The sequence below is a fragment of the Halomonas sp. AOP43-A1-21 genome (assembly GCF_052376775.1).
GTDB lineage: Bacteria > Pseudomonadota > Gammaproteobacteria > Pseudomonadales > Halomonadaceae > Vreelandella > Vreelandella colorata.
Genome location: NZ_JBQSWC010000002.1, coordinates 70,816 through 94,996 on the forward strand (window position 1 = coordinate 70,816; position 24,181 = coordinate 94,996).

Consider the following 24,181-nt stretch of genomic DNA (forward strand, 5'->3'; position numbering starts at 1 on the left):
CACCCAATAAATATATGGTGTTTTTAATTAAGGTTTTGTTTTAATTGTTTTTTATAAGTATTTTTAAGCAGCATTTAAGGCGCCGTTCATTAGACTAAAAGACAGGGCTTAAAAGCTCCTCTTGTATAGCCCGTGCATTAAGCTCAAAGTCTATTAATCAGCTTTGCTGTAGCCCATCTGACCATTAACGGTAAGGATAAAAAGATGACAAGAACGCTTTATGACCTATGTGGGCGTGATGAACGATTACGTTTTTCCCCTTACTGCTGGCGCGTGCGGATGGCGCTGGCCCATAAAAAGCTTGAATTCGATACCATTGCCTGGCGGTTTGAGGACAAAGAGGCACTGGCCTTCGCTGACTACGATAAAGTCCCGGTGCTATGTGATAACGAGCAGATAATTACCGATAGCTTTGAGATCATGCGCTATCTGGATAAAGCCTACCCAGAGTCGCCTGTACTGGGCGAGGGTGTCGACTACCAGCGCGCGCTATTTTTTAAATACTTTGTCGAGCGTAGCGTAACGCCAGGGCTTTTCCGCATTGTTGCGCTGGATCTATTAGATGCTATTCATCCCGATGACCGTGACTATTTCCGTAAAACCCGTGAAGCCCGGTTTGGCATGCCCCTGGCAGAGGTCCATAACCCCGAACAGGGCAGGCAGCAGCTAACTCAGGCGTTGGCACCCGTGCGGGACCAGCTGCGCAGCAGTCCTTTTATCGATGGAGAAGCGCCGAGTGGTGCTGATTATCTGTTGTTTGGCAGCATGATGTGGGCACATACCGTATCGCTTGAGCCACTTGCCGAGCCAAACGACCCGGTGGATGAGTGGTTTAAGCGTATGTTGACGGTTCACGGCGGCGTAGCAGGCAACGCCTTAACCATTCGTGATTTAAGTTAAAAATAAATTAAGATTCTGATTTTTAATATTTTTTTTATGAGAATTTCTGACGATAGGCAAGCCGTTTAATAAAATCATGTTGCGCTGCACAAAAAGCGCTGCTAGCTTGGGGGTAGCGCTGGCCAATGCCAACGCATCAGCATCGCCTCCACCACGAACGGGCGGCGACCTGCTAGCCAACTCGAGGAGATGTCGTGATGATGAAAACTGCAGAGAACACCAATCAACAGTTTGAGTCTGCTTTTGTATCGCCCATGCGTTCTTACACGCTGGCAGCGCTCGATTATTACGAAAAGTTAATGGGTGCCCAAATTGACGCTGCTCGCGCCTACTCGGACATGACCATTTCTCAAGCTCGCACCTGGCTTGATGTTAAAGATGCCGACAGCTTCAAAAAAGCCCTGGAAAGTCAGCAGCGTGCTGCCGGTGATTTCATGGAACGTGTAAAAGGAGATTCTGAAAAAGTATCTTCTATCGGTCAGGATTTTATGCAGGAAAGCCAAAAAATGGCTGAAGAAAATACCCAGAAGGCGGTCGATAATACTCAAAAGGCGGCTGACAATGCTCAGAAAGCCGCGGGTACCAATAAGCAGTAAGCCTTTTTAAGCTGCTAACCCCCTGGCAGCGAAAAACGCTGCGCCCTTTCGGCGCGGCGTTTTTTTATGGGCGCAAGCCACGTGGACGAATTATTCGCCTAAGGCCCGGGCGGTTAACCGAAAGCAGGCAATGCGGACGATTTGCTCAATGGCCGTTGCGCGCTCGGTTAACACATCATTATGCAAGCGCTCTTCAAACGCCGCCAAAATGGCATGTCGGTCAAGACCCTTTACGGCGATAACAAACGGAAAGCCGAACTTGTTTTTGTAAGCTTCATTTAGCGCTTCAAAACGAGAAAACTCCTCTTTAGAACACTTATCTAGTCCAGCGCCTGCCTGTTCGCGAGTAGAGTCCTGGGTCAGCGCCCCCGCAAGCGCTGCTTTCCCGGCAAGATCCGGGTGGGCCTGAATAATGGCCACCTGCTGCTCAGCGGGGGCATTTTGCAACATTTTGCCCATCAGTATCGCAAGCGCCCCTGGAGAATCATGCTCTTCTCGCAGCCCTTGCTGCCAAGCCGCTTCGGCAACCCAGGGCGAGTGCTCATATATATCGCCGTAGTGAGCAACAAAAGCGCTTAGCGATTGCTCGCTAGGGCGGGGGTGCAACATTAATATGGTTTCAGAAGACATGACGATTCCTTAAGCGTGCTCTGATGCTAATCATGTATACAATATAAACACCACGAAGGTAATCTAGATCGATGACTTTGTTCGAGTCGCGATCACTCACCAGTAACAAGGAGTTGTTATGGGCCGTTTAACTACCCACGTGTTGGATACTGCAAAAGGTCAGCCGGGCAGCGGAATCACCATTGAGATATTTCGCCTGGCCGCAGGGCATCGCGAGCATGTGGGCGAAGCGGTGACTAACATGGATGGCCGCTGTGACGTGCCGCTTTTGGAAGGCGAGGCATTTACGCCCGGTGAGTACGAGCTGGTGTTTCATGCTGGAGACTATTTACGTGTCCAGGGCGTTGAAGACGATGAGCCGCGCTTTTTAGACGTTATCCCCTTGCGCTTTGGCGTAGCCGACTCAAGCCAGCATTACCATGTGCCGCTTCTGTTATCCCCCTATGGTTATTCCACTTACCGTGGCAGTTGATAGCCATCTCACCATTTGCCGATATCTCATAAAACAACGCTAAGCACGGTATGATGGTGTCCTAAAAGACGCCAGAAGGTAGGGGACAGGAGAGCTACATGAGTGATGCGCAGGCGACCGCGAAGCGAGTCGCTCCAGAAAAAGAGGCTGATGAGCGCCACGAGGCTATTTATCGCGCAGTAAGCGATGCGATTGTTGAGCAGCGCTTAAAGCCCGGCGCTCGGCTACGTGAAGATGCGCTTGCCGAGGTCTTTAGTATTAGTCGTACCGGCATTCGCAAAATATTGCAGCGCCTTGCGCTAGAGCAGTTGGTAACCCTGACGCCGCGTCGTGGGGCTAGCGTGACACGGCCTACGGCGGAAGAAGCCAAAGATGTTTTCGATGCCCGCCAGCTTATCGAATGCGGACTAATGCCCGATGTGGCAAGGCGGATTGGTGAGAAAGAAGCCGCTGAGTTGCGTGACATGGCCCGCCAAGAACGCCAGGCGCTGCGCAGCGGTCAGCAAAGCAGCGCCATCCGCCTATCAGCAGACTTTCATGTGCGTCTAGCTCAGCTATCAGGCAACGCAACGCTCGCTGAGTTTGTCGAACGACTCTGCTCGCGTTCTTCACTTATTCTCGCAGTATACGGTCATCGTGGTCATTTAGGCTGCGAATCTCATGACCACGATGACCTGATCGGATATCTGGAAACCGGTAACGGTGAACGTGCCAAGGCCTTTATGAGCCGCCATTTGAAGGCTATTGAAGCGTCACTTTCAATGGTCGAAGAAGAAGAGAACGTCCCTGATCTGCAGCAAATATTCGGTGGGTGAAGACTGGCCCAATTACCCGAGGCGCATGAAAGGCTTACATCAAGCTCCAGAACGCTTCGACCAGCGGATTTTTCAGGTTCTTCTTCAAGATAAACAGGCCGATATCATAGGGCGCCAGTTCTGGCGTCACGTCGAGCACTCGAATGCGGTCCATCAACGGACTGTTGTCGAGAACGATTTTAGGCACCACGCCAATGCCTAAGCCCAGGCTCACCATGCTGACAATGGCCTCATTACCGGTGACCTGGGCATAAATACGCGGTGAGATGTCGAGCTTGCGAAACCACTCATCCACCCGCGCTCTTGAGACACCGCTTTCCGATAGGATCATGGGAATGTTCGCCCACTCGGCCGGCGTGATCGGCGTGCCGGCTGGCGCATTCGGCACCTGCTGCTCTAAAGGGGCGATAAACAGCAAAGGTGATGTGGCGATGGGCTTGAAAGCTAGGCCGCGCGGTAGATGGGCAGGCTTTGCGGCGATGCTGAGGTCTTCCTTGCCATCCAGCACGTGGGCGATGGCGTGTTCCGGATCGCCGGTGCGCAGCTTGATCTCGATGGCCGGGTAGGCGATACGAAAGCGGCGCAGCAGCTCATGCAAAAAGCTGTAGCTTGCCGTCACCGAGCCATACAGACTGATTTCACCGCTTAACTGACCTGGGTTGTCGGTCAGCTCGTGGCGAATCAGGTTCCATTGGCTACTGGCCTCGCGGGCATACTCAAGAAACTTCTGGCCTTCCCGAGTCAACATCACGGTCCGGTTGTCGCGGTTAAACAGCGCCACGCCTAGCTCGTCTTCCATATGGCGGATGTTGCGCGACAGCGCAGAAATACTGACGTAGCACTCTTCGCTGGCCCGGCCGAAGTGCAGCGTTTCCGCTAGTGCGAGGAATTGTTTCAAGAGTTTGAAGTTCATGAGTGCCATCATAATGATGTTTTGTGAAAAAAGGGACATGCTGTTGCAAATATATCAATTTAAGAAAGAGTCGTTTTTGGGTAGATTGGTCCTACTCACACGGCGCTGACTTTTGCATCGAGCGGGCGTGTCACTTTTTTCCGGGCGGTGTTGCGACATCGACCGCGCAGAATCAACTATCAGGATGTTAATCATGGCTAACTATTTCAATACCTTGCCGTTACGCGAACAGCTTGCTCAGCTTGCAAAATGTCGTTTCATGTACAGCTCTGAATTTGCTGATGGGGTCGACGCGCTGAAAGGCAAAAAAATGGTCGTGATCGGCTGTGGCGCGCAAGGTCTCAACCAGGGCTTGAACCTGCGTGACAGCGGCTTGGACGTTTCCTACGCGCTACGTCCTGAAGCCATTGCGCAAAAGCGTCAATCCTGGAAAAACGCCTCTGAAAATGGTTTCGTGGTAGGTACCTATGAAGAGCTGATCCCGACGGCGGATGTCGTGTTGAATCTGACGCCGGATAAGCAGCACACAGCGGTAGTGAACGCCGTTATGCCGCTGATGAAAGAAGGCGCTTGCCTGTCCTACTCTCACGGTTTCAACATCGTGGAAGAGGGCATGAAGGTTCGTGATGACCTGACCGTCATCATGGTAGCGCCCAAGTGCCCGGGTTCTGAGGTTCGCGCCGAATACGTGCGTGGTTTCGGCGTTCCCACCTTGATCGCCGTACACGAAGCCAACGACCCCAAAGGCGAAGGGCTTGCCCTGGCGAAAGCTTACGCTGTGGGCACCGGCGGCCACAAGGCTGGCGTATTGATGTCTTCCTTCATCGCGGAAGTTAAGTCCGACCTGATGGGCGAACAGACGATTCTTTGTGGCATGCTGCAAACCGGTTCTATTCTCTGCTTCGACAAGATGATCGAAGAGGGTATCGAGCCGGGTTACGCCTCCAAGCTGATCCAGTACGGCTGGGAAAACATCACCGAGGCGCTTAAGTACGGTGGCGTGACCAACATGCTGGACCGTCTTTCCAACCCGGCCAAGATCAAGGCGTTCGACCTGGCCGAAGAGTTGAAAGACATCATGCGTCCGCTCTACAACAAGCACCAGGACGACATCATGAGTGGCCACTTCTCGCACACCATGATGGAAGACTGGGCCAACGACGACGCCAACCTGCACAAATGGCGTGAAGAAACCGCGGAAACCAACTTCGAGAAGACGCCTGCTGGCGACGTTGAAATTTCCGAGCAGGAGTACTTCGATAACGGCATTCTGATGGTGGCTATGGTGAAGGCGGGCGTTGAGCTTGCGTTCGAAACCATGACCGCGGCGGGCATTATCGCCGAGTCTGCCTACTACGAATCGCTGCACGAAACGCCGCTGATCGCCAACACCATCGCGCGCAAGAAACTCTACGAGATGAACGCGACGATTTCCGATACCGCGGAATACGGCTGCTACCTGTACAACCACGCCTGCGTGCCGCTCTTGGCGGACTTCATGAAGGACATCAAGTCCGATGTCATCGGTAAAGGCTTGAATGTGGGCGACAACGGCGTGGACAACGCGCGGCTGATCGAAGTCAACGATGCGCTTCGCGCACACCCCGTGGAAGCCGTCGGCGCTGTGCTGCGTGGCCACATGGCCGATATGAAGAAGATCGTTTAATTCACGGATTGAGCGTTAGCTAGTCTCAGGAAAGCCGAGCTATCCCACACGATACGCTCGGCTTTTTCGTCTCTCCTTTTTCAACCTGCAAGGAGCACGTGCATGGTGCCCTCGACCCGTCTGGCGAGTATTCAGTTAAACAGTGCGACGATCAGTTTCGAGGATCGCTTCACCCTGAGCGAGATTGACTGGACCATCGAACCCGACCAGCACTGGGTGATCACCGGCGCTAACGGCTCCGGCAAGTCGGCGCTGGCGGCGGCGCTGGCAGGTATAGGTAAGCTTGAAGCGGGCACCGTCGAAGGGCTACCCGAGCGCGTCGGGCTGGTCTCTTTCGAAGCGCAGGCTGAGCTTATCGCCGCCGAGCTTAAAAAGGACGATGCCGATATCATGGATGTGATATCGCTCGGCACGCCGGTCAGGGAAATGATTTTTGAGTACTGCCGGGACGCCGAGCTTGCCAATGATCTGGTCGAAAAATTCGGGATCACTAAACTGCTTGATCGTGCTTTTCGCAAGCTTTCCACGGGCGAAACCCGCAAGGTCATGCTGATTCGCGCACTGGCCAACCAGCCGGACCTGCTGATTCTGGACGAGCCGTTCGATGGCCTGGACGTCGACACGCTCGCCATGCTTCAGGCGCACCTCGCCGCTATCGTCGACCACGTCCCCATGGTACTGGTGCTCAACCGCTTCGACGAAATGCCGGATTTCATTACCCACGTGGCTTACCTGGATAAGGATCGTCCTGACCCGGTCAAGGGCAGTAAAAAGCGCAGAGAAGGAGGCCGCCTAGCGTTCACGGTAGACCGACAGGACGAAGCCGCCTTCAACGAGCTTTACCAGCTGCTGCATTTGAAGACCACTGACCTGCGCGTGCCCGAAGCCGACCCTGCAAGCCGGCTGCCCGTGCTCGACCCGAGCCAGCCGCTGGTGAAGCTTACCCAGGCGACGATCCGCTACGGCGATACCCTGATTGTCGATAGGCTCGACTGGACGATCGAGCGCGGCCAGCACTGGCAGCTGAGCGGCCCGAACGGCAGTGGCAAGACCTGCGTGCTGTCCCTGATCACGGGAGATCATCCGCAGTGCTACACCAACGATATTTTCGTGTTTGGATTTCAGCGCGGTAATGGCGAAAGTATCTGGCAGATCAAGCAGTTCATCGGCTACGTCTCCACGGCCCTGCAGTGGGAGTATCGCGTCAGCACCAGTTGCAGAAACGTGATCATTTCGGGCTTCTTCGACAGTATCGGCGTGTACACCAAGTCCACCGACCATCAGAAGAAGATTGCCGATCAGTGGCTCGCGCTACTGGGTATGCAGGCGCGCGCCGACCAGCCGTTCAACAAGCTCTCCTACGGCGACCAGCGGCTCTTGCTGATCGCCCGCGCCATGGTCAAGCACCCGCCGCTTCTGATACTCGACGAGCCGTGCCTGGGCCTTGACGACATGAACCGCCAGCTCGTGCTCGCGCTGATCGAGAAAATCTGTGAAGGTAACGAAACCACGGTGCTCTACGTCAATCACCACACCGAAGACCGGATAAAGGAGATAGACAACCATTTGACGCTTGATAAAAACCACTAGACTACGGCTTTTTCGTAGCCGCTTGTGCACTAAAAAAGCGCCATCGGCACTCAGCCGGTGGCGCTTTCAAATCGTCTGAACGGTCAGTTAAAGCTCCCTTATCTCAACTTGCCTTCTGCTCGGTAAAGGTGGGCGCTGCCTTAAACTGTCGTATCAAGCCAAAGTAAAACGCGCCTCCTAGTCCTGCGCCAATTAGCCAACCGTAGCCATCCAGGCTTGAGAGGGCGGGTACTAATACCGTAGAAAGCGAGAACAGTGCAGCGGCGCCAAAGGCGATCAGGGCGCGGCTATTCCAGCCGTTCACATAGTAATACGCGCTGCTGGGGGCTGAGGAAAAGAGCTCCTGCATATTTAAGTGCTGACGCTTAATCAGATAGTAATCCACCACAATAATGCCGTAGAACGGTGCAACGATAGCGCCCAGGGCGTTCACAAAGCCGGGTACGCCAATCTGACTAATCACCGAGACCCACAGCGCACCCACAAAGAAGGCGATAACGGCAGTAATTAGGCCGCCTGTCTTAAAGCTGATTTTGCTGGGAAATAGATTCGCCAGATCATAAGCGGGCGGAATAAAGTTAGCGACTAGATTAATCCCCACGGTAGCGGCAAAGAAGGTAAGAGCGGCGATAATGGTCAGCGGTAGCGAATCCACGCGCTCAACAATATCGGCGGGGTTAGTTAGCGCCTCGCCAAACAGTACCAGGGTACCTGCGGTGATAATGAGAGCGATAAATGAGAAAAACGCCACGTTAAGCGGCAGCCCAAGCAGGTTGCCCAGCTTCATTTGGCGTTCGGTTTTTACAAAGCGTGTGAAGTCGCCAAAGTTGATAACCACTGCCGCAAAGTAGGCCACCATGGTGCCTACAATGGCAAGAAATGCCCCCACGGTGCTAACGTCTTGCTCACCGCTGCCGCTAAAGATAGTACCAATCGCGGGTAACAGTTCATCTCCCGCCTGGTACCAAACAATACCCATCAGCACTAGCATTACCACGTAAACCAACGGACCTGCTAAGTTCAAAAAATGCTTAATACGGTCAATACCTTGCAGAAAAATCGCAATTTGAAAAAGCCATACGATTACAAAGGATATCCACGCAACACCTGAAAGACCCAGAAAGGTCGCGCCGCTGCCCGCACCGATAAAAGCAGTGATTAGCAGGGCGACTGCCGTCGATGCGAAATAGGTCTGCACGCCGTACCAAAAAATACCCACAATCGCGCGTAGCATGGCGGGTAGGTTGGCGCCGCGTACGCCCATGCTGGCACGCACCATGACCGGAAAGGGAATGCCGTACTTTACGCTTGGTTTGCCCGTTAGATTTACCAAAAACATTACGATTACGCCGGCAAGAATAATCGCTGTCATCACTGCCCAGCCGTTCAAGCCATAGGTGAGGAACAACGATGCCGCCAGGGTGTAGCCAAACAGGCTCTGAATATCGTTGGACCACACATTAAAGATTTCAAACGCGCCCCAGTTACGCTGCTGTGGTTTTAAAGGGGCCAGGTCTTCGTTATAAAGCGTTGGGTCGATCTGCTTTATATCGAGGTCGCTGTTAGACGGTTGCTCATGCATGACAGACTCTCTTTGCATTAGTCGCTAGCACGGCTACACGTGTGTAGCCGTTGCTTGGAAGAAGTTATTGTGTAAAACGCTGGCAAGGAGCCCAGTGCTTCATTAACAGGTAATAGGTCACCCCGGCTGGAATTAAGCTTGCATACCATGAAACCGTTGAGAACGAGAGCGCTGCGACGATACCTACCGCCGTAGCGATAAGCGCCGCTTTGTTAACCCCTTGATAAGGACCGGTAGGATCGTAGAGTTTGCTTATATCCAGAGTGCGGCGGCGGATGATGTAGTAATCGACCACTAAAATGGCAAAGATGGGGCCAAGAAATGCCGAGTAGGTTTGCACAAACATCTGCAAACCAGCCGCCGATCCGGGCTGAACCAACTTCCAGGGGAAGGTGGCAAAGGCGAGTAAACCCACGATCACGGTGGCAATCGGAAATTTAATCTTGAACACGTCCATGAGCACGTAAGTGGGCGGCACCACATTATTAAGTACGTTGGTGGTAACCTGAGCAAAGGCAATAAACAGCAGGGTGATCATTAAAAGCGGGGTGTTATCGACCGCGTTGGCAAACACCTGAATGGGGTCTGCCGTGCCGGTCGCCTCTGATACCATATAGCCAATCAGGCCCATAAACAGCGTGCAGGGTAGAATCGACATCGCATAAATAGTGGTAAGCAGACCTTTTCCGGTGCCTTTTTTGTGCTCGCGAGAGTAGTCGCTAACGTTAAGCATCATGGTGCTATAGATGCCTAAAAACAGCATGGTGGCACTCCAGAACGGCATGCCCCATGAGCCTTCCATGGTGAAGAGGCTGGTAGATAGCTCATCGCCATAGCGCTGCACCGTGGCGTAGAACATGTACATCAGCGAGCCCAAGATAAACGCGCTGCCGATATTCTCCAGCCACTTAATACCCTGAAAGCCCATGACGGAAAGGCCAATTTGCAGGAACTGGAAGGTAATAAAGTAAAACACCAGATTATCAAAGCCGAACAGGGTGGCCGACACCATGTTGAGTGCCCCCGCACCAATCCAACTTTGAAAGCCGTACCACACCACGGCAGGTAGTGCGCGAACCAGGCCGGGGATGCGAGTTCCGGTAAACCCAAAGGCGCTGCGCGCTTGCACCATAAACGGAATGCCGTACTTGTAGCCCGCTGCGCCGTTGATCGCGAGCGCAATGCCAATCACAAAACAGCCAATCGCAATGGCAAGTGTTGCCTGCAACAGGTTTAACGTACCCACCACGCTTGACCCCATGGCGAAGGTGCCAATGGATACGCAGCCGCCAAACCACGCTAGAAAATAGGAACCTCGTCCCATAATCCGGGTGTGTTGTGGAGCCAGGCTCTCAGCCCCTAAACTTTTCGTGCCTAACGCTGCGTTCGCAGCGGATGGTTCCTCTGACGCTAGAGCAGATGTTGAAATGCTCATGATGTCGTCCTCGCAAGATTATGAGTATTGTTGGTATCTCAGGCTTTAACCTGAAAGACGCTTGCGGCATGGCGTGCTACTGGACGTTCTGTTTCTATTATTAAGTCGTTATTTAAGTGGTAAGTGGAGATCTGATAACGCAGCAAACTGACCGGTAAAGGGTTTGGGGCGCGGATAGGCAAGATCACCGTGTTTACTGGTATGTAGCCCCAGGCTTACTAACGATTCGGCAAGCTTTAAAGCAGCACTCACACCTTCAACCACCGGAATGCCCACTTCGTGGCTAATTTCCTGGGTAAGATTTGCCATCCCTCCGCAACCCAAAACAATCGCGCCGATATCGTCTTCATCCCGAGCGCGGCAGCACTCTTCAACAATACGCTGAAATGCGACCTCTGGATGATGCTCAAGATCGAGTACCGGGATCTCCGCGGCACGAATACGTCGGCAGTGATGGCGAAAGCCATACTGCTCCAGCAGGTGTTCGGCAATAATCCCGGTGCGGCTGAGCGTTGTCACAATCGAAAAGCGAGTGCTAATCAGCGTCGCCAGATGAAAGGCGGCTTCTGCAATACCAATCACCGGTGCGCGAGTTAGCTCACGGGCAGCAAGCAGTCCAGGATCGCCAAAACAGGCCACGATATAGGCATCAATGCCTCCTTCGCGTTCGCCTTTCAACACCTCTTGAGCCACACCTACCGCGCTGACGACTTCATCAAAGTGACTTTCGATGGAGACCGGCCCAGACTCTGGTTGGGAAGCGGTTAGGCGAGTGCCTGTTGAAGCTTGACGCTCAGCGGCATGATGAATGGCTTGCGTCATCGATGCCGTGGTATTGGGGTTAATAATATGTATATGCACGATAAGCGATCCACAGGTAAACAAATCAAAATATCTTGTATACGAAAATAGGTTGATTTATCACCAAGAGCAAGGCCTTTAAGCTCATTAAAAAGGCTAAGGAGGTTGACCAATCGTTCAGTTTTGCTCCTTGGTTGCTAATAAAGTGGGATTCGGTGTATTAAGGTTGTATTGCGATTGGCTAATAATCTGGCTACTTTGTATACAAATATTGATGGCATTCTTGGGCTTATACGCTCAGCGATTACCGGTAAGGATCTGCTCTATGACGTTGACGACTCACCCTACCTATCCGCGTGATTTAATGGGCTATGGACGTACGCCGCCTCACGCTAACTGGCCGGGCAAGGCCAAAATCGCCGTTCAATTTGTACTTAACTATGAAGAGGGCGGTGAAAACAGCGTTCTGCATGGAGATAACGCTTCAGAGCAGTTTTTATCGGAGATAATTGGCGCTGCCGCCTACCCGGACCGCCACTTAAGCATGGAGTCGATTTATGAATACGGCTCCCGGGCAGGCGTATGGCGGATTTTGCGTGAATTTGAGCGACGCGGGCTGCCGCTGACGATTTTTGGGGTGGCAATGGCCTTAGAGCGTAACCCTGATGTCGCACAGGCGTTCAAAGAGCTGGGTCATGAAATTGCCTGCCATGGCTATCGTTGGATCCACTATCAGGAAGTGCCCGAGCATATTGAGCGCGAGCATTTGCAAAAAGCGCTAGAGGTTTTCCAACGTCTTTACGGCGAAAAGCCCGAAGGCTGGTATACCGGGCGGGATAGCCCCAATACCCGCAAGCTGCTGCTGGATGAAGGCGGTTTTTTATATGACAGCGATTACTACGGGGATGACCTGCCGTTCTGGACGAAGGTTACTGATAGCCAGGGCAGCGAGCACCCCCACCTTATCGTGCCCTATACGCTGGATACCAATGACATGCGCTTCGCCGCGCCACAAGGCTTCAATACGGCCGACCATTTCTTTACCTATCTGCGCGATGCCTTTGATGTTCTGTATGCAGAAGGTGAAGAAGCGCCCAAAATGCTTTCCATCGGTATGCATTGCCGTTTGCTCGGGCGTCCAGGACGTTTTCGCGCCCTGCAGCGCTTTTTAGACTATATCGAAACCCATGATCGGGTTTGGGTAGCGCGCAGGGTGGATATTGCCCGCCATTGGGCAGCGCATCACCCGGCACCTGTTTGAGCTTTAATCCCCCTTTCTGAGCTAAGAAAGGGGGATTAAAAAAGCTTAACTTTTTAGCCTACCCACTGCACCGCCTGAGCAAAGATGAGAAAGCCTAGCGCGATTAATACCCAGACGCAGAAAAGCGGGAAAAAGAACTTCACCCACTTTTGCCAGGAAACGCCAGCAAGCGCTAACGTCGCCATGAAATAGCCTGACGTGGGATAAAGAATATTCCCCATGCCGTCGCCAAGCTGGAACGCCAGCACGGCGGTTTGACGGGTAACGCCAATAATATCGGAAAGCGGTGCCATAATGGGCATGGTGACAAGTGCTTGGCCACTGCCTGAAGGCACCACAAAATTGAACAGCAGCTGAGCAAAGTACATGCCAATAGCCGACAGAATCGTCGGCAGCTCGCCGACTAGGTTGCCCAGGCCATACACTAGCGTATCCATGATCTGGCCTTGCTCTAACATGACCGCAACGCCTCGGGCGATCCCCGCAATCATGGCACCTACAAGAACATCCCGAAAACCTTTGTTAAAGCCTTCACAAATATCATCGGTCGTAAGGCCCGCAATTAAGCCTACGACCACGCCCATAATGATAAACAGGCCAGCCATTTCGAGCATGAACCAGCCTTGTTTAAGAACACCGTAAACCAGGATGCCAAAAAAGATGAATGTGGCCAGTGCAGCCAGTTTCTGTCGCGTATTAGCCATTAGCGCTGACTCCGTAATGCTATGCTGATAGCTCAAACGTTTGTCCGCTTCTGCTTCATCATTTTGCATCAGGCTCAGGGCAGGATTTTGGCGCACTTGATGGGCGTAGCGCATGACGAAAAAAATAGCCGCACCCAGAACCGCAATGAACGCGACTACCCGTAAACCAAACCCTGAATATAACGGCAAGTCAGAAAGCTGCTGTCCAAGGCCCGTGTTAATCGGGTTTAATATGCCGGTAGCAAAGCCTGCCGTTGTCGCACACAGGGCTACCGCCGCCGCCGTTACTGAATCAAAGCGTAAGGCAATCATCAGCGGCAGAATAACCGGCACGTAGACCAGCGCCAGCTCTTGGGTGCCTATGATGGTGGCGATTAAGGCAAATACCGTCATCAAAATTGGAATCATCAGAAGGCTTTGATTGGCGAAGCGTCGCGTCAATTTATCAACACCAATTTCAATAATGCCGGTGCGCCGCAGCACCATGAACATACCGCCGATCATAAAGGTGAAAAACACAACCTCGCCTGCGCTTATCAACCCATTGGGGATCGCCAGCATAAAATCGGTGATGCCAGCAGGGGACGCTTCTACAAACTGAAAGGAATTAGGGTCAATCGTTATGCGCCCTGCAGGGCCCGGAACACGCTCAAACTGTCCGGCGGGAACAAAGTGTGTGGCAATCGCCGCGATTGCAATAAAGATAAATAAAATGACATAGATATCGGGAACCCTGCACCATCCTCGCTTAATGTTTTTGGGTGAAGGCGGAGTCGAGCGCTGAATTTTGTGGGACATAGGTGCCTCGCATGGGTGGGCGTTATCGTTATGTGAGCGTTATTGCCCATTTATATTGTTCGATGTTTCTTAATGAATTTGCGTGTTGTTTAGGCGCTAAAGGAGTTTTTTTGGGTACGCAGTCCTCCTCTTCTATTCCCCATATTGGCCAGCGAATTGGCGCACAATTTGCCGAGCTGAGCGCTCAGGAACAGCGTGTTGCCAGTTTCATACTTGATCATTTTGATGATCTGGCTACTTTTAGTGCCGCTGAATTGGCGCGCTTGACGGGAGTGTCTAAATCTACCGTTAGTCGCTTGTTTAAAAAGCTTGGATTTGAAAGCTTTCAAGTGGTTAAGCAGCATGCAAGGCAGCTGCGTAGCATGGGAGTGCCACTGGTAACAGGGAACGGGCAGCCGGATGAACAGCGCTTTAAGCATCATTTGATGCGCGAAAATGACAACCTTCAGCAAACGTTTGCCAATATTGACCCTGAAACGTTTGAGTCGGTGGTCAACGCGCTCGATAACGCAAGCCGTGTCGTGCTGATTGGGTTTCGTAACAGCTACCCTCTTGCTGTGCATTTTCGACAGCAGCTGATCCAGACCCGCGATAACGTCAGCTTGGCGCCACAACCCAATCAAAGCTTGGGTGAGGAGCTTGTCTCGCTCGGCGAAAACGATGTCGTCGTGCTGTTTGGGTTTCGACGTCGCCCCGCGATCTTTAACAATCTGCTGACATCGCTTATCGCTAAAGACTGCCGGGTATTGCTGTTCGGCGATGCCACCGTAAAGCCTCATATGCCCTACGTAGATTGGTGGTTTGAGTGCCCCTTGGATAGCATTTCTGCCTTTGACAGCTATGCCAGCGCAATGAGCCTGATCAGCCTGATGTCGAATAGCTTGCTCCACCAGCGGCTTGCCAAGGGACGTGTGCGTATCAACGCTATTAGCGAGCTTTATCAAGAACTTGATGAGCTTGAACTCAGCTAATATGAATACGTGCATTTTTTCCCATCGGGCGATGCGAAGGTCTATGCAAAGTCCTATACAAAGTCCTATGTAAGCCATGCGAAATGCTTTGGTATTAAGTGCCATCTTTCGTATAGTTTGTTAGTTTTTGGAACGAAGGTTTCTAAAGACGTTACTATTGGGACTAATGTTGCACAAGCTCAATTATCGTCCATGCCTCACACAAGCCGTTCATTTAACCGACCGAAAAGCATCATTATTCTTAGTTTATTTTAAATAAGATTTATAAAATAAATGCTTATGGTCGTTTTAAAGCTTTTGGATTGCTGTGCTACACATTCCTAGCCTCATCTATCAATGGTCTAAAGGAGAAACAATGCCAACAAAAAACGTACCTACTTATTACGCCTCCATGGGCGGGCATCCGCCGCAGACCCAGCTAACCGCTGACCGTGCGGTATTCACCGAAGCCTATGCGTTGATCCCCAAAGGGGTAATGCGCGATATCGTGACCAGCAATCTGCCATTTTGGGAAGGCACTCGTGCCTGGGTGTTGGCGCGACCGCTATCAGGCTTTGCTGAGACGTTTTCCCAGTACATCATGGAAGTGCAGCCGGGTGGGGGAAGCGACAAGCCCGAGCCTGCGGCTGATGCCGAGGGCGTGCTGTTCGTGGTCGAAGGCGAGCTTACCCTGACCCTTGACGGAGTGCGCCATACTCTGGCACCGGGCGGCTATGCGTTTATTCCTCCGGGTGTTGAGTGGCGGGCACGCAACGATGCGCAGGCGCCGGTGCGCTTTCACTGGATCCGCAAGGCGTTTGAATATGTGGACGGCCTTGAGGTGCCTGAGGCTTTCGTTACCAACGAACAGGCGATCACCCCCAGTGAAATGCCGGGTACCGAAGGACGCTGGTCGACCACTCGCTTTGTCGACCCCAACGACGTGCGCCACGATATGCACGTCACTATCGTCAACTTCCAGCCGGGCGGCGTGATTCCGTTTGATGAAACCCACGTCATGGAGCACGGCCTCTACGTGCTGGAAGGCAAGGCGGTGTATCACCTGAACCAGCAGTGGGTGGAGGTAGAGGCGGGTGACTTTATGTGGCTGCGCGCTTTTTGCCCCCAGGCGTGCTATGCCGGCGGCCCAGGGCCGTTCCGCTACCTGCTTTATAAAGACGTTAACCGCCACGCGGCACTAAAACTTTAAGGTCGACGGCTTCGTTGCTGTGCGGCAGCGAAGCCGACACGTCAGGAGTTCATCATGCTTACATTGACTGCCCAGCCGCTAACGTCGGAAGCCTTCGCGCCGTTTGGCGACGTCATCGATGCGCGTACTTCCGCGTCATTTCCGATTAATGCGGGGCGCACCCAACGCCACCATGATTTAGCCAAGGTCGAAACCCTGGGAGAAAACGGCCATACGCTGATTAATATCTTTGTCAGTCAGCCGGTTTCGTTGCCGCTTAAATTAACCTTTTTAGAACGTCATCCCCAAGGCAGCCAAGCATTTATGCCGCTGCATCAGGAGCGCTTTATCGTGGTGGTGGCCCCGCCTGGGGAGCAGATCCATGCGCAGGACGTCAAAGCGTTCGTCACCGATGGCCGGCAAGGGGTCAACTATCGTGCGGGTACCTGGCACGCGATTCAGTCCGTGTTGGAGCGCGAGGGCGAATTTTTAGTGGTTGATCGCGGTGGTGAGGGCAATAACTGCGAAGAATATCCGCTGGAAATCACGGTCGATTTAAGCGAATAACTTGTGCACGCGGCTTACGGTTGTCATCTTGGCCGTCTTATACTGATAAGCTAAAGACACACCACGTGATTGCTTAGGAAAATTATGAACGCACAGACACATATCCCGCTTCGTCGTACCAAAATTGTTGCAACCTTAGGCCCCGCCAGTGACCGTGAGGGCGTTTTGGAGGCGATGCTTAAAGCGGGAGTAGATGTCGTACGTTTGAACTTCTCCCACGGCACGGCGGACGATCATCGCCGTCGCCTGCTTCAGGTCCGTGAAATAGCCGCCAAGCTGGGGCGTAGCGTGGCCGCGTTAGGCGATCTTCAAGGGCCGAAAATCCGTATCGCGCGCTTTAAAGAGGGCGCAGTTAGCCTTAAAGAAGGCCAGCCGTTCGTACTCGATATGGCAATGGACAGTGATTCAGGCGACGTTCATCAAGTGGGCTGTGACTACAAAACCCTTGCCCAGGATGTAGGCGCTGGCGACCGGCTGCTGCTGGACGATGGCCGTGTCGTGCTGGACGTTACCCGTGTAGAAGGCCAGCAAGTTCATACCCAAGTAGTGGTGGGCGGCAAGCTCTCCAACCACAAAGGTATTAACAAGCAGGGCGGCGGGCTTTCTGCCCCGGCACTGACGGATAAAGATAAGCAGGATCTCAAAACCGCCGTTGAGATTGGCGTCGACTACCTGGCTATTTCTTTCCCGCGCCATGCCGAAGACATGCTCGAAGCGCGTCGTCTGCTGGGCGAAGAGGGCAAAGAGATTGGCCTGGTAGCCAAAGTAGAGCGTGCTGAAGCCGTTGCCGATGAGGCGACGCTCGACGGTATTATTGAAGCCTCTGAAGCGGTCATGGTGGCACGTGGTGACCTGGGCGTTGAGATTGGCGATGCCAAGCTGGTGGGCGTGCAAAAGCGCATGATCAAACGCGCCCGCTCGCTCAACCGTGCAGTGATTACCGCCACCCAGATGATGGAAAGCATGATCTCGGCGCCGCTACCTACCCGCGCTGAAGTATTTGACGTGGCCAATGCCGTACTGGATAGCAGTGACGCCGTGATGCTGTCAGCGGAAACCGCCGCCGGTGATTACCCGGTGGAAACCGTGCAAGCCATGGCGCGTATCTGCCTGGGCGCCGAGCGTGAAAAGGTGGCACAAGAGTCCGGCCACCGGATTCATGAAGGCTTTACCCGCCCCGATGAAACGATCGCCCTTTCTGCAATGTACGCCGCCAACCATATGACCGGCGTGGCCGCGATTGCCTGCATGACCGCATCCGGCTATACACCACTGATTGCCTCGCGCATTCGTTCTGGTTTGCCGATTGTTGGCCTTGCCCATAACCCGGTCGCCCAGCGGCGTATGGCGCTGTATCGTGGGGTCGTTTCGCTGCCCTTTGATACCTCAGAGATGAGCGCTACCGAGCTTAATGCTCGCGCGTTAGAACTACTAGTACAGCATAAGCTTGCCGAGCCGGGCGACCACGTCATTCTGACCCGGGGCGATCATATGAATGCCCACGGCGGCACCAATACAATGAAAGTCATGACGATCGCCGAATAGCCGACCGACAAAAGGAACTCGCCTTTATGAACCTGACTCGCCGTCAGTTGCTCAACGCTTCACTGGGTTTGTCGCTGGCCGCCTTGTTGCCGGGTACTGTACTAGGAGCACTCGCATGGGCGGGGGCTGACAATGAAAGTGTCGACAGGCTTTCATTGGCTATTCATAGCGAAAGTGGGCCGCACCGCCTGGACGTTGAAGTAGCTAAAACCCCCGCTCAGCGCCAGCAGGGATTAATGGAGCGGGAGCACTTACCCGAGCAGCAAGGCATGTTGTTTCGTTTCGAGAACGAACAGCCTGCCGGCAACGCCTTCTGGATGTACCGTACGTTAATCCCGTTGGATATCGCGTTTATAGATAAAGAGGGGCGGATTGTCGCGATTAACACAATGCCGCCCTGTGAGTCCGATAACCCCGGCGCCTGCCCCGCGTATCCTGCCGGGGCGGCCTATTATTCAGCACTTGAAACCAACGCTGGCTATTTCGCTGCAAGGGGTATCAAAGTAAGCGATTGTGTATCAGTGCCTGGCGAGGCCGGATTTTGCCAGCCCGCTGATTAATAGAAACATCTATAACGCCGGGCGGCGTTTGCGAAAGCGGATCAGAATCAAGCCGATCCCTGCTACCACCAAGCCGCCGCCCGCTAGCTTATGGATACCCAGACTATCGCCCATCAGCAGCGCCCCTAAACCCACGGCCAGCACCGGTACTAAAAGTGTCATCGGTACCACCCGGTTGACCGGATGGCGCCGCAGTAAGGCGTACCAGATGCCGTAAGCAACAATTGACGACATTGCTGCGGTGTAGAAAACCGCGCCCCAGCCCACCCAGCTCGCCTCTTTGATTGCCTGCCACTGACCGTTTTCAAACAGCCAAGAGCCAATAGCTACCTGCGGTACTGCCAATAGCGCAACCCACCCAGCCAGTGCCAGCGGCGCAATAGCCGGACCGCGTTTGATCAGAAGCTGCGATACCGCCCAGCCAAAAGCACTCAGCAGTAGAATGGACAGCGGAAGCGGCGAAGGCAGCGTAGGTCCACCGGCCAGTACGATCACCCCGGCAAATGACAGCAGCAGGCCAGTCAATCGTTTGGGACCCAGCTTCTCCTTAAGAAATATGACCGCCAAGAGTGTGGCGAAGGGCGTTCCCATCTGCACCAGAAGTGCCCCGGTGCCCGCCTCCGACTGGCCCAGGCCAATAAACAGCAGGGCAAAGTGCAGAGTGCCGAAGGTAAAGGATAGCAGGAGTAGAAACGGTAGCTGGGTGCGCGCCACCGGATAGAAGGGCACCAGAAGAATAGCCACCAGCATAAAGCGCAGCGTGGTCATCAGCAGCGGCGGAAGCTCAGCGACTCCCACCTTGATAACAATAATATTGAGCGCCCAGATGGCAATGACCAACAGGCCGAGCAGCAGATCGCGTAGGGGCACGGCAGTATCCAATCAGAATGAAAAGTTCTGCGCATCATATCAGCTTGTGTGTCTTCCCTTCGTCCTTTAAGTCCCTACAATAGAGCGGGGCAGCCGCCTACAAACGGCGGCGGGCCTACCATAAAAAATTGATAAAAAAGGAATCACAATGACGCTGACACGCTCAATGGGTCGTTTAACTGTGGGTTTGGTTGGTGCTGCGCTGCTTTCGGCGGCATTCTCTGCGCAAGCACGCGAACTATCGGTTTCTACCGTGCTTTCAGAAGCCTTTCCCTGGGGGCAGGCCGCCGAAAAATGGGCGGAACTGGTCGAAGAACGCAGTGATGGCGAGCTTACGCTACGCGTTTATCCCAATTCTCAGCTGGTTTCAGGCGACCAGACTCGCGAATTTTCTGCAATGCGCTCGGGGTTGATCGATGCCGCGGTGGGTTCGACCATCAACTGGTCGCCGCAGGTACCGGAACTCAATCTATTCTCACTACCCTTTTTTATTCCGGATGAAGCCGCCGTGGATGCAGTAACTGGCGGTGAAGCTGGCGAGATGGTCTTTGAAGCGATTGAATCACGCGGTGTGATTCCGCTGGCATGGGGTGAAAACGGTTTTCGCCAAGTGTCGAACTCGCGTGGCCCCATTGCCGCGCCGGATGACCTTGATGGCTTAAAAATCCGCGTGGTGGGTTCGCCGCTGTTCCAAGATACGTTTAATGCTCTGGGGGCTGACCCCACACAAATGAGCTGGACCGATGCCCAGCCAGCGCTGACCACTGGCGCAGTGGATGGTCAGGAAAACCCGCTTTCTGTGTTTGACGTGGCGCGTATTGACCAAGTCGGTCAGCAGCATCTGACGCTTTGGAATTACATGAACGATCCGTTGATTTTTGCGGTGAACCAGCAAGTCTGGCAGACGTTAAGCGAAGAGCAGCAAACCTTGCTGCGCGAAACGGCGCTTGAGGCAGGTGAGTGGGAAACCGCGATGACCCGTGAACAGGAGAGCGAGCGCTTGGCCGCGATCCAAGAGCGCGGCGTAACGGTGACCGAGCTTACTGACGAGCAATACCAGACGTTTGTGGATGCGACTCAATCGGTTTACGAAAAATGGGCACCGCGTATTGGCGAATCACTGGTTGAGGCCGCGCAAACGGCTATCGACGGGCGCTAACCGCTGACTTTGATGGAACAACTACCGGCCTCCTTGAGGCCGGTAGACTTGGTTGTGAAGAGGCTTTTATGAAAGGCTTTCCTGATGCGCGCCCCGAGCGCTGGATAGGCGCGCTGGCGCTTATCGTAATTTCGTTGATTAGTCTGGGGAATGTAGTTACCCGCTATATTACCGGCGGCTCATTTTCGTTTACTGAAGAATTTTCCGTGTTTTTACTGGTGGTGTTGACGTTTGCTGGCGCGTCGGTAGCGCTGCGCCGTAACCGACACATCCGTATTGGCTTTCTGGAACGGGCATTGCCTTTGCGCTTTCGTCAGCCGTTAATAGTCTTTCAGGCGTTATGCGGTATCACCGTGCTTGGGCTGATTACCTGGTATGGCGGCAAGCTCGCCTGGCAGGAATACCAGTGGCAGTCACTTTCTCCAGGGCTTGGCTTACCCCAGTGGTGGTATCTGGTCTGTCTGCCGGTGCTAACGCTCGCCATGCTGTGGCGGTTACTGCAGCAAACCCGTGACCGGTTAACCGGGGAGCTTTCTGATGACGCCTGATGTCTGGATGATTCTGGCATTTGCCGGACTGCTGATTGCCGGTGTGCCCGTGGCCTTTTCGCTGGCCCTTTCGGGCGCCGTAGGTATCGTGCTTGGCCTGTCACCCGATATGCTGGCAACGTTGGGTACCAATACCTATAACAGCATTGCCAAATATCCTTTGATTGCGATTCCGCTGTTTATTCTTACCGGGCTGATTTTTGAGCGCTCGGGCGTCGCCCTGCGGCTGGTACGTTTTGCTCAGGCGCTGATTGGTCCACGTCACGGCGGCCTGGCGCTGGTGGCGGTACTGGTATGCATGATAATGGGTGGGATGAGCGGTTCAGGCCCCGCCGACGCGGCCGCCGTCGCCATGGTAATGCTGCCCAGCATGACCAAGGCGGGCTATCCCAAGCCGTTTTCAGCCACGCTAATTGCGGCCTCCGCCTCGACTGCCATTCTGATTCCACCGTCGGTGGCGTTAATTCTGTATTCCATTGTGGTGCCGGGGGTCGATCTGCGTGCGCTATTTGCCGCTGGCCTGTTCCCCGGCATTTTGGCCGGGCTGGCGCTACTGGTGCCCGCGCTGATTTTCGCTAAACGCAATGGTTGGGAAGGCGGCACGCTTACGGCAGATAATCCGCGCTTGAGCGTTCGGGCCACGTTTAAAGAAGCGTTGCCGGCGCTGTTTGCGCCCATTCTGATTCTGGGCGGCTTGCGTTCGGGGTTATTTACCCCCACTGAAGCCGCCGTGGTCGCCGTAGCCTATGGAACCCTGGTGGGGCTATTTTTAACCCGTGAGCTTTCCCTGCGCGATTTATGGGAGCTGCTCGGTGAAGCGGCGATTATTTCGGGCGTGGTGATGTTAATCATCGCCTTAGCGGGCATTTTTGCCTGGGCTGGCACGATGCTGGGCACCTTCCGGCATCTGGCTGAATGGATCATTGGGTTGACCGATAATGGCGTTTTGCTGCTGATACTGGTGATGCTCGCGGTGCTGGTCGCGGGCATGTTGCTGGATGCGATCTCTATCTATCTGATTATGATGCCGATTTTGATACCAGTGATGCAGCATTTTGAATGGAATCCAGTCTGGTTTGGGATTTTGCTGGCGATGAACATCGCGATCGGCCAGTTTACGCCGCCCGTTGCGGTCAACTTAATGGTCACCACTGAAGTCGCTAAAATTCGCCTTGAGCACACGATTGGGTGGGCACTGGTATTCGTGGTTGCCATGGGCTGTGCGCTTGCCCTAGTGGCGATATTTCCCGAGATTGCGCTTTGGCTGCCACGCCTGCTGGGCTACAACGTGTAAGTAGTAAAAAAGTTAAATGACGCTAATATAAGATAGATCGTCTAATGCTTTGCTAATAACGGCCCATGCAAAATATGCATAGCCATTAACGGTAGCTAAACGTTACGTGCGGTTAAACTCGTGTTTCAATAGGCTGTGAAAGGGTTTGCCCAGCACTGATGCTAGCTACTTCGCCAAGCGACGCTTTTTTCGCTAAAGTAGTGATCGTCGGTACACCAAATGCCGGGCTATAACAGTTTGTCTTGAAAACGTTTTGAAACGTAATTCACCTGAGGGAACGGATCGACAGGTGGTTTCAAAGCGCATAACGCTCACAACATCAAGATAGAGGTGTGTTTATGAATCGCCATGTATTTTCTACCGCCGCCTTTTCGGGCGCGTTGATTGCAGCGGCCACGTTTGCTGCTCCGGCCGTCGCCCAAGAGCGCTATATCACAATTGGTACCGGTGGCCAAACCGGCGTTTACTACGTCGTAGGCCAGTCGGTATGCCGCATGGTGAACCGCGGTAGTGAAGATCACAATATTCGCTGTAACGCGCCTTCAACCGGTGGCTCTGTCGCTAACGTCAACGGCATGAAGAGCGGTGAGCTGGACATGGGTGTTGTTCAGTCTGACGTTCAATTCCGCGCCTATAATGGTGAAGCCAACTTCGAAGAAGAAGGCCCGTGGGAAGACATGCGTTCTGTCTTCACTATGCATGGTGAGCCGCTGACCGTGGTTGCCCGCGCAGATTCCGGTATCGAGAATATCAGCGACTTCCCTGGCAAGCGCGTTAATATTGGTAACCCAGGTTCTGGTCAGCGTAACACCATGGACGTCGTCATGGACGCGTTCGGTTGGGACGAAGATACTTTTTCACTGGCATCTCAGCTAGACGCAGCAGAGCAGGCTTCTGCGCTGTCTGACAACAATATCGATGCCATGGTGTATGTAGTAGGCCATCCCAATGGTTCTATCCAGGAAGCGACCACCACAATTGATGCGCGCCTGGTGTCTGTTACCGGCGATGAGATCGACAGCCTGATCGAAGAATACCCCTACTACACGCGTTCGGTTATTCCAGGCGGCCTGTACCGTGGTAACGATGAAGATGTTGAAACCTTCGGCGTCGCAGCAACGTTCGTGTCCTCCGCTGACGTAGATGAAGATATCGTTTACGAAACCGTTAAAGCCGTGTTCGAAAACTTCGATCGTTTCAAACGCCTGCACCCGGCATTTGAAAACCTTAACGAAGAAGACATGATCTCTGATGGTTTAACCGCCCCGCTGCATGACGGCGCTGAGCGTTACTACCGTGAGCGTGGCTGGATCGAGTAAGGCATAGCCATGACGCT

At 53.5% G+C, this 24,181-nt stretch carries 23 protein-coding genes; 16 read left to right on the plus strand and 7 right to left on the minus strand.

Annotation, left to right across the window (positions count from 1 at the left end; all coding sequences use genetic code 11):
- The first annotated feature begins 204 nt into the window (after positions 1–204).
- Both ACT3R7_RS01670 and ACT3R7_RS01675 read left to right on the plus strand, forming a co-directional pair.
- Positions 205–900, plus strand: coding sequence for a glutathione S-transferase N-terminal domain-containing protein (locus ACT3R7_RS01670; RefSeq protein ID WP_192537807.1), 696 nt, complete (start codon positions 205–207; stop codon positions 898–900).
- Between the two features lie 197 nt (positions 901–1,097).
- Positions 1,098–1,496, plus strand: coding sequence for a phasin family protein (locus ACT3R7_RS01675; protein ID WP_192537806.1), 399 nt, complete (start codon positions 1,098–1,100; stop codon positions 1,494–1,496).
- A gap of 90 nt (positions 1,497–1,586) precedes the next feature.
- Here the strand turns inward: ACT3R7_RS01675 and uraD are convergent, their stop codons facing one another.
- The gene (gene uraD / locus ACT3R7_RS01680) at positions 1,587–2,126 is read right to left on the minus strand and encodes a 2-oxo-4-hydroxy-4-carboxy-5-ureidoimidazoline decarboxylase (protein WP_193092687.1); all 540 of its coding nucleotides are present in this window, start codon (positions 2,124–2,126) and stop codon (positions 1,587–1,589) included.
- Positions 2,127–2,244: 118 nt separating this feature from the next.
- On the opposite strand from uraD, the gene uraH reads away from it, so the two are divergent.
- Positions 2,245–2,598, plus strand: a complete 354-nt coding sequence (uraH, locus tag ACT3R7_RS01685) for a hydroxyisourate hydrolase (RefSeq protein ID WP_192537804.1) — start codon at positions 2,245–2,247, stop codon at positions 2,596–2,598.
- Positions 2,599–2,696: 98 nt separating this feature from the next.
- Positions 2,697–3,413 (plus strand): GntR family transcriptional regulator, encoded by a 717-nt coding sequence (locus tag ACT3R7_RS01690; RefSeq protein ID WP_193092688.1) that lies wholly within the window; start codon positions 2,697–2,699, stop codon positions 3,411–3,413.
- A 34-nt stretch (positions 3,414–3,447) separates the two neighbouring features.
- On the opposite strand, the gene ilvY is transcribed toward ACT3R7_RS01690, so the two are convergent.
- Positions 3,448–4,326: an HTH-type transcriptional activator IlvY gene (gene ilvY / locus ACT3R7_RS01695; protein WP_193092689.1), complete on the minus strand. Its 879-nt coding sequence runs from the start codon at positions 4,324–4,326 to the stop codon at positions 3,448–3,450.
- 193 nt (positions 4,327–4,519) lie between these two features.
- Here ilvY and ilvC point away from each other — a divergent pair, with 193 nt between their 5' ends.
- Both ilvC and modF read left to right on the plus strand, forming a co-directional pair.
- Positions 4,520–5,992 (plus strand): ketol-acid reductoisomerase, encoded by a 1,473-nt coding sequence (gene ilvC / locus ACT3R7_RS01700; protein ID WP_193092690.1) that lies wholly within the window; start codon positions 4,520–4,522, stop codon positions 5,990–5,992.
- Between the two features lie 102 nt (positions 5,993–6,094).
- The gene (modF, locus tag ACT3R7_RS01705) at positions 6,095–7,582 is read left to right on the plus strand and encodes a molybdate ABC transporter ATP-binding protein ModF (RefSeq protein WP_193092691.1); all 1,488 of its coding nucleotides are present in this window, start codon (positions 6,095–6,097) and stop codon (positions 7,580–7,582) included.
- Positions 7,583–7,685: 103 nt separating this feature from the next.
- On the opposite strand, the gene ACT3R7_RS01710 is transcribed toward modF, so the two are convergent.
- The 3 genes from ACT3R7_RS01710 to ACT3R7_RS01720 form a co-directional block, all read right to left on the minus strand.
- Positions 7,686–9,164 (minus strand): NCS1 family nucleobase:cation symporter-1, encoded by a 1,479-nt coding sequence (locus ACT3R7_RS01710; RefSeq protein ID WP_193092692.1) that lies wholly within the window; start codon positions 9,162–9,164, stop codon positions 7,686–7,688.
- 64 nt (positions 9,165–9,228) lie between these two features.
- On the minus strand, positions 9,229–10,599 hold the full coding sequence (locus ACT3R7_RS01715; RefSeq protein ID WP_192537798.1) for an NCS1 family transporter: 1,371 nt from the start codon (positions 10,597–10,599) through the stop codon (positions 9,229–9,231).
- Positions 10,600–10,707: 108 nt separating this feature from the next.
- Positions 10,708–11,460 carry an aspartate/glutamate racemase family protein gene (locus ACT3R7_RS01720; protein WP_192537797.1) on the minus strand — a complete coding sequence of 251 codons (753 nt, stop codon included), beginning with the start codon at positions 11,458–11,460 and terminating at the stop codon, positions 10,708–10,710.
- Positions 11,461–11,725: 265 nt separating this feature from the next.
- Between ACT3R7_RS01720 and puuE the strand changes: the two genes are divergently transcribed.
- Entirely contained in the window at positions 11,726–12,661 is a 936-nt protein-coding gene (gene puuE, locus ACT3R7_RS01725) for an allantoinase PuuE (RefSeq protein ID WP_193092253.1), read from the plus strand.
- Between the two features lie 53 nt (positions 12,662–12,714).
- Here puuE and ACT3R7_RS01730 read toward each other — a convergent pair whose 3' ends face one another.
- Positions 12,715–14,163, minus strand: coding sequence for a YfcC family protein (locus ACT3R7_RS01730; RefSeq protein WP_226940210.1), 1,449 nt, complete (start codon positions 14,161–14,163; stop codon positions 12,715–12,717).
- 110 nt (positions 14,164–14,273) lie between these two features.
- On the opposite strand from ACT3R7_RS01730, the gene ACT3R7_RS01735 reads away from it, so the two are divergent.
- From ACT3R7_RS01735 to ACT3R7_RS01755, 5 genes are all read left to right on the plus strand, one after another.
- Positions 14,274–15,134 carry a MurR/RpiR family transcriptional regulator gene (locus ACT3R7_RS01735; protein ID WP_192537795.1) on the plus strand — a complete coding sequence of 287 codons (861 nt, stop codon included), beginning with the start codon at positions 14,274–14,276 and terminating at the stop codon, positions 15,132–15,134.
- Between the two features lie 355 nt (positions 15,135–15,489).
- Entirely contained in the window at positions 15,490–16,323 is an 834-nt protein-coding gene (locus tag ACT3R7_RS01740) for a bifunctional allantoicase/(S)-ureidoglycine aminohydrolase (protein ID WP_192537794.1), read from the plus strand.
- 54 nt (positions 16,324–16,377) lie between these two features.
- Positions 16,378–16,869: an ureidoglycolate lyase gene (locus tag ACT3R7_RS01745; RefSeq protein ID WP_193092251.1), complete on the plus strand. Its 492-nt coding sequence runs from the start codon at positions 16,378–16,380 to the stop codon at positions 16,867–16,869.
- Between the two features lie 84 nt (positions 16,870–16,953).
- Positions 16,954–18,414: a pyruvate kinase gene (pyk, locus tag ACT3R7_RS01750; protein WP_193092250.1), complete on the plus strand. Its 1,461-nt coding sequence runs from the start codon at positions 16,954–16,956 to the stop codon at positions 18,412–18,414.
- Positions 18,415–18,440: 26 nt separating this feature from the next.
- Positions 18,441–18,974: a DUF192 domain-containing protein gene (locus ACT3R7_RS01755; protein ID WP_193092249.1), complete on the plus strand. Its 534-nt coding sequence runs from the start codon at positions 18,441–18,443 to the stop codon at positions 18,972–18,974.
- Between the two features lie 9 nt (positions 18,975–18,983).
- Here the strand turns inward: ACT3R7_RS01755 and ACT3R7_RS01760 are convergent, their stop codons facing one another.
- Positions 18,984–19,844: a DMT family transporter gene (locus ACT3R7_RS01760; RefSeq protein ID WP_192537790.1), complete on the minus strand. Its 861-nt coding sequence runs from the start codon at positions 19,842–19,844 to the stop codon at positions 18,984–18,986.
- 148 nt (positions 19,845–19,992) lie between these two features.
- On the opposite strand from ACT3R7_RS01760, the gene ACT3R7_RS01765 reads away from it, so the two are divergent.
- From ACT3R7_RS01765 to ACT3R7_RS01780, 4 genes are all read left to right on the plus strand, one after another.
- Positions 19,993–21,003, plus strand: coding sequence for a DctP family TRAP transporter solute-binding subunit (locus tag ACT3R7_RS01765; RefSeq protein ID WP_193092248.1), 1,011 nt, complete (start codon positions 19,993–19,995; stop codon positions 21,001–21,003).
- 68 nt (positions 21,004–21,071) lie between these two features.
- A complete protein-coding gene (locus ACT3R7_RS01770; RefSeq protein ID WP_193092247.1) occupies positions 21,072–21,551 on the plus strand; it encodes a TRAP transporter small permease in 480 nt (159 codons plus the stop codon).
- Positions 21,541–22,845, plus strand: a complete 1,305-nt coding sequence (locus ACT3R7_RS01775; RefSeq protein WP_192537787.1) for a TRAP transporter large permease — start codon at positions 21,541–21,543, stop codon at positions 22,843–22,845. Before ACT3R7_RS01770 ends, ACT3R7_RS01775 begins: the two co-directional genes overlap by 11 nt.
- Before the next feature lie 338 nt (positions 22,846–23,183).
- Positions 23,184–24,164, plus strand: a complete 981-nt coding sequence (locus ACT3R7_RS01780) for a TAXI family TRAP transporter solute-binding subunit (protein ID WP_192537786.1) — start codon at positions 23,184–23,186, stop codon at positions 24,162–24,164.
- The last annotated feature ends 17 nt before the right edge of the window (positions 24,165–24,181 follow it).

Bases quoted from the DNA above. Each gene is read 5' to 3' on its own strand.
- ACT3R7_RS01670 (WP_192537807.1), top strand. From the start codon at position 205: ATGACAAGAACGCTTTATGACCTATGTGGGCGTGATGAACGATTACGT.
- ACT3R7_RS01675 (WP_192537806.1), top strand. From the start codon at position 1,098: ATGATGAAAACTGCAGAGAACACCAATCAACAGTTTGAGTCTGCTTTT.
- uraD (WP_193092687.1), bottom strand. From the start codon at position 2,126: ATGTCTTCTGAAACCATATTAATGTTGCACCCCCGCCCTAGCGAGCAA.
- uraH (WP_192537804.1), top strand. From the start codon at position 2,245: ATGGGCCGTTTAACTACCCACGTGTTGGATACTGCAAAAGGTCAGCCG.
- ACT3R7_RS01690 (WP_193092688.1), top strand. From the start codon at position 2,697: ATGAGTGATGCGCAGGCGACCGCGAAGCGAGTCGCTCCAGAAAAAGAG.
- ilvY (WP_193092689.1), bottom strand. From the start codon at position 4,326: ATGAACTTCAAACTCTTGAAACAATTCCTCGCACTAGCGGAAACGCTG.
- ilvC (WP_193092690.1), top strand. From the start codon at position 4,520: ATGGCTAACTATTTCAATACCTTGCCGTTACGCGAACAGCTTGCTCAG.
- modF (WP_193092691.1), top strand. From the start codon at position 6,095: ATGGTGCCCTCGACCCGTCTGGCGAGTATTCAGTTAAACAGTGCGACG.
- ACT3R7_RS01710 (WP_193092692.1), bottom strand. From the start codon at position 9,164: ATGCATGAGCAACCGTCTAACAGCGACCTCGATATAAAGCAGATCGAC.
- ACT3R7_RS01715 (WP_192537798.1), bottom strand. From the start codon at position 10,599: ATGAGCATTTCAACATCTGCTCTAGCGTCAGAGGAACCATCCGCTGCG.
- puuE (WP_193092253.1), top strand. From the start codon at position 11,726: ATGACGTTGACGACTCACCCTACCTATCCGCGTGATTTAATGGGCTAT.
- ACT3R7_RS01730 (WP_226940210.1), bottom strand. From the start codon at position 14,163: ATGTCCCACAAAATTCAGCGCTCGACTCCGCCTTCACCCAAAAACATT.
- ACT3R7_RS01740 (WP_192537794.1), top strand. From the start codon at position 15,490: ATGCCAACAAAAAACGTACCTACTTATTACGCCTCCATGGGCGGGCAT.
- ACT3R7_RS01745 (WP_193092251.1), top strand. From the start codon at position 16,378: ATGCTTACATTGACTGCCCAGCCGCTAACGTCGGAAGCCTTCGCGCCG.
- pyk (WP_193092250.1), top strand. From the start codon at position 16,954: ATGAACGCACAGACACATATCCCGCTTCGTCGTACCAAAATTGTTGCA.
- ACT3R7_RS01755 (WP_193092249.1), top strand. From the start codon at position 18,441: ATGAACCTGACTCGCCGTCAGTTGCTCAACGCTTCACTGGGTTTGTCG.
- ACT3R7_RS01765 (WP_193092248.1), top strand. From the start codon at position 19,993: ATGACGCTGACACGCTCAATGGGTCGTTTAACTGTGGGTTTGGTTGGT.
- ACT3R7_RS01770 (WP_193092247.1), top strand. From the start codon at position 21,072: ATGAAAGGCTTTCCTGATGCGCGCCCCGAGCGCTGGATAGGCGCGCTG.
- ACT3R7_RS01775 (WP_192537787.1), top strand. From the start codon at position 21,541: ATGACGCCTGATGTCTGGATGATTCTGGCATTTGCCGGACTGCTGATT.
- ACT3R7_RS01780 (WP_192537786.1), top strand. From the start codon at position 23,184: ATGAATCGCCATGTATTTTCTACCGCCGCCTTTTCGGGCGCGTTGATT.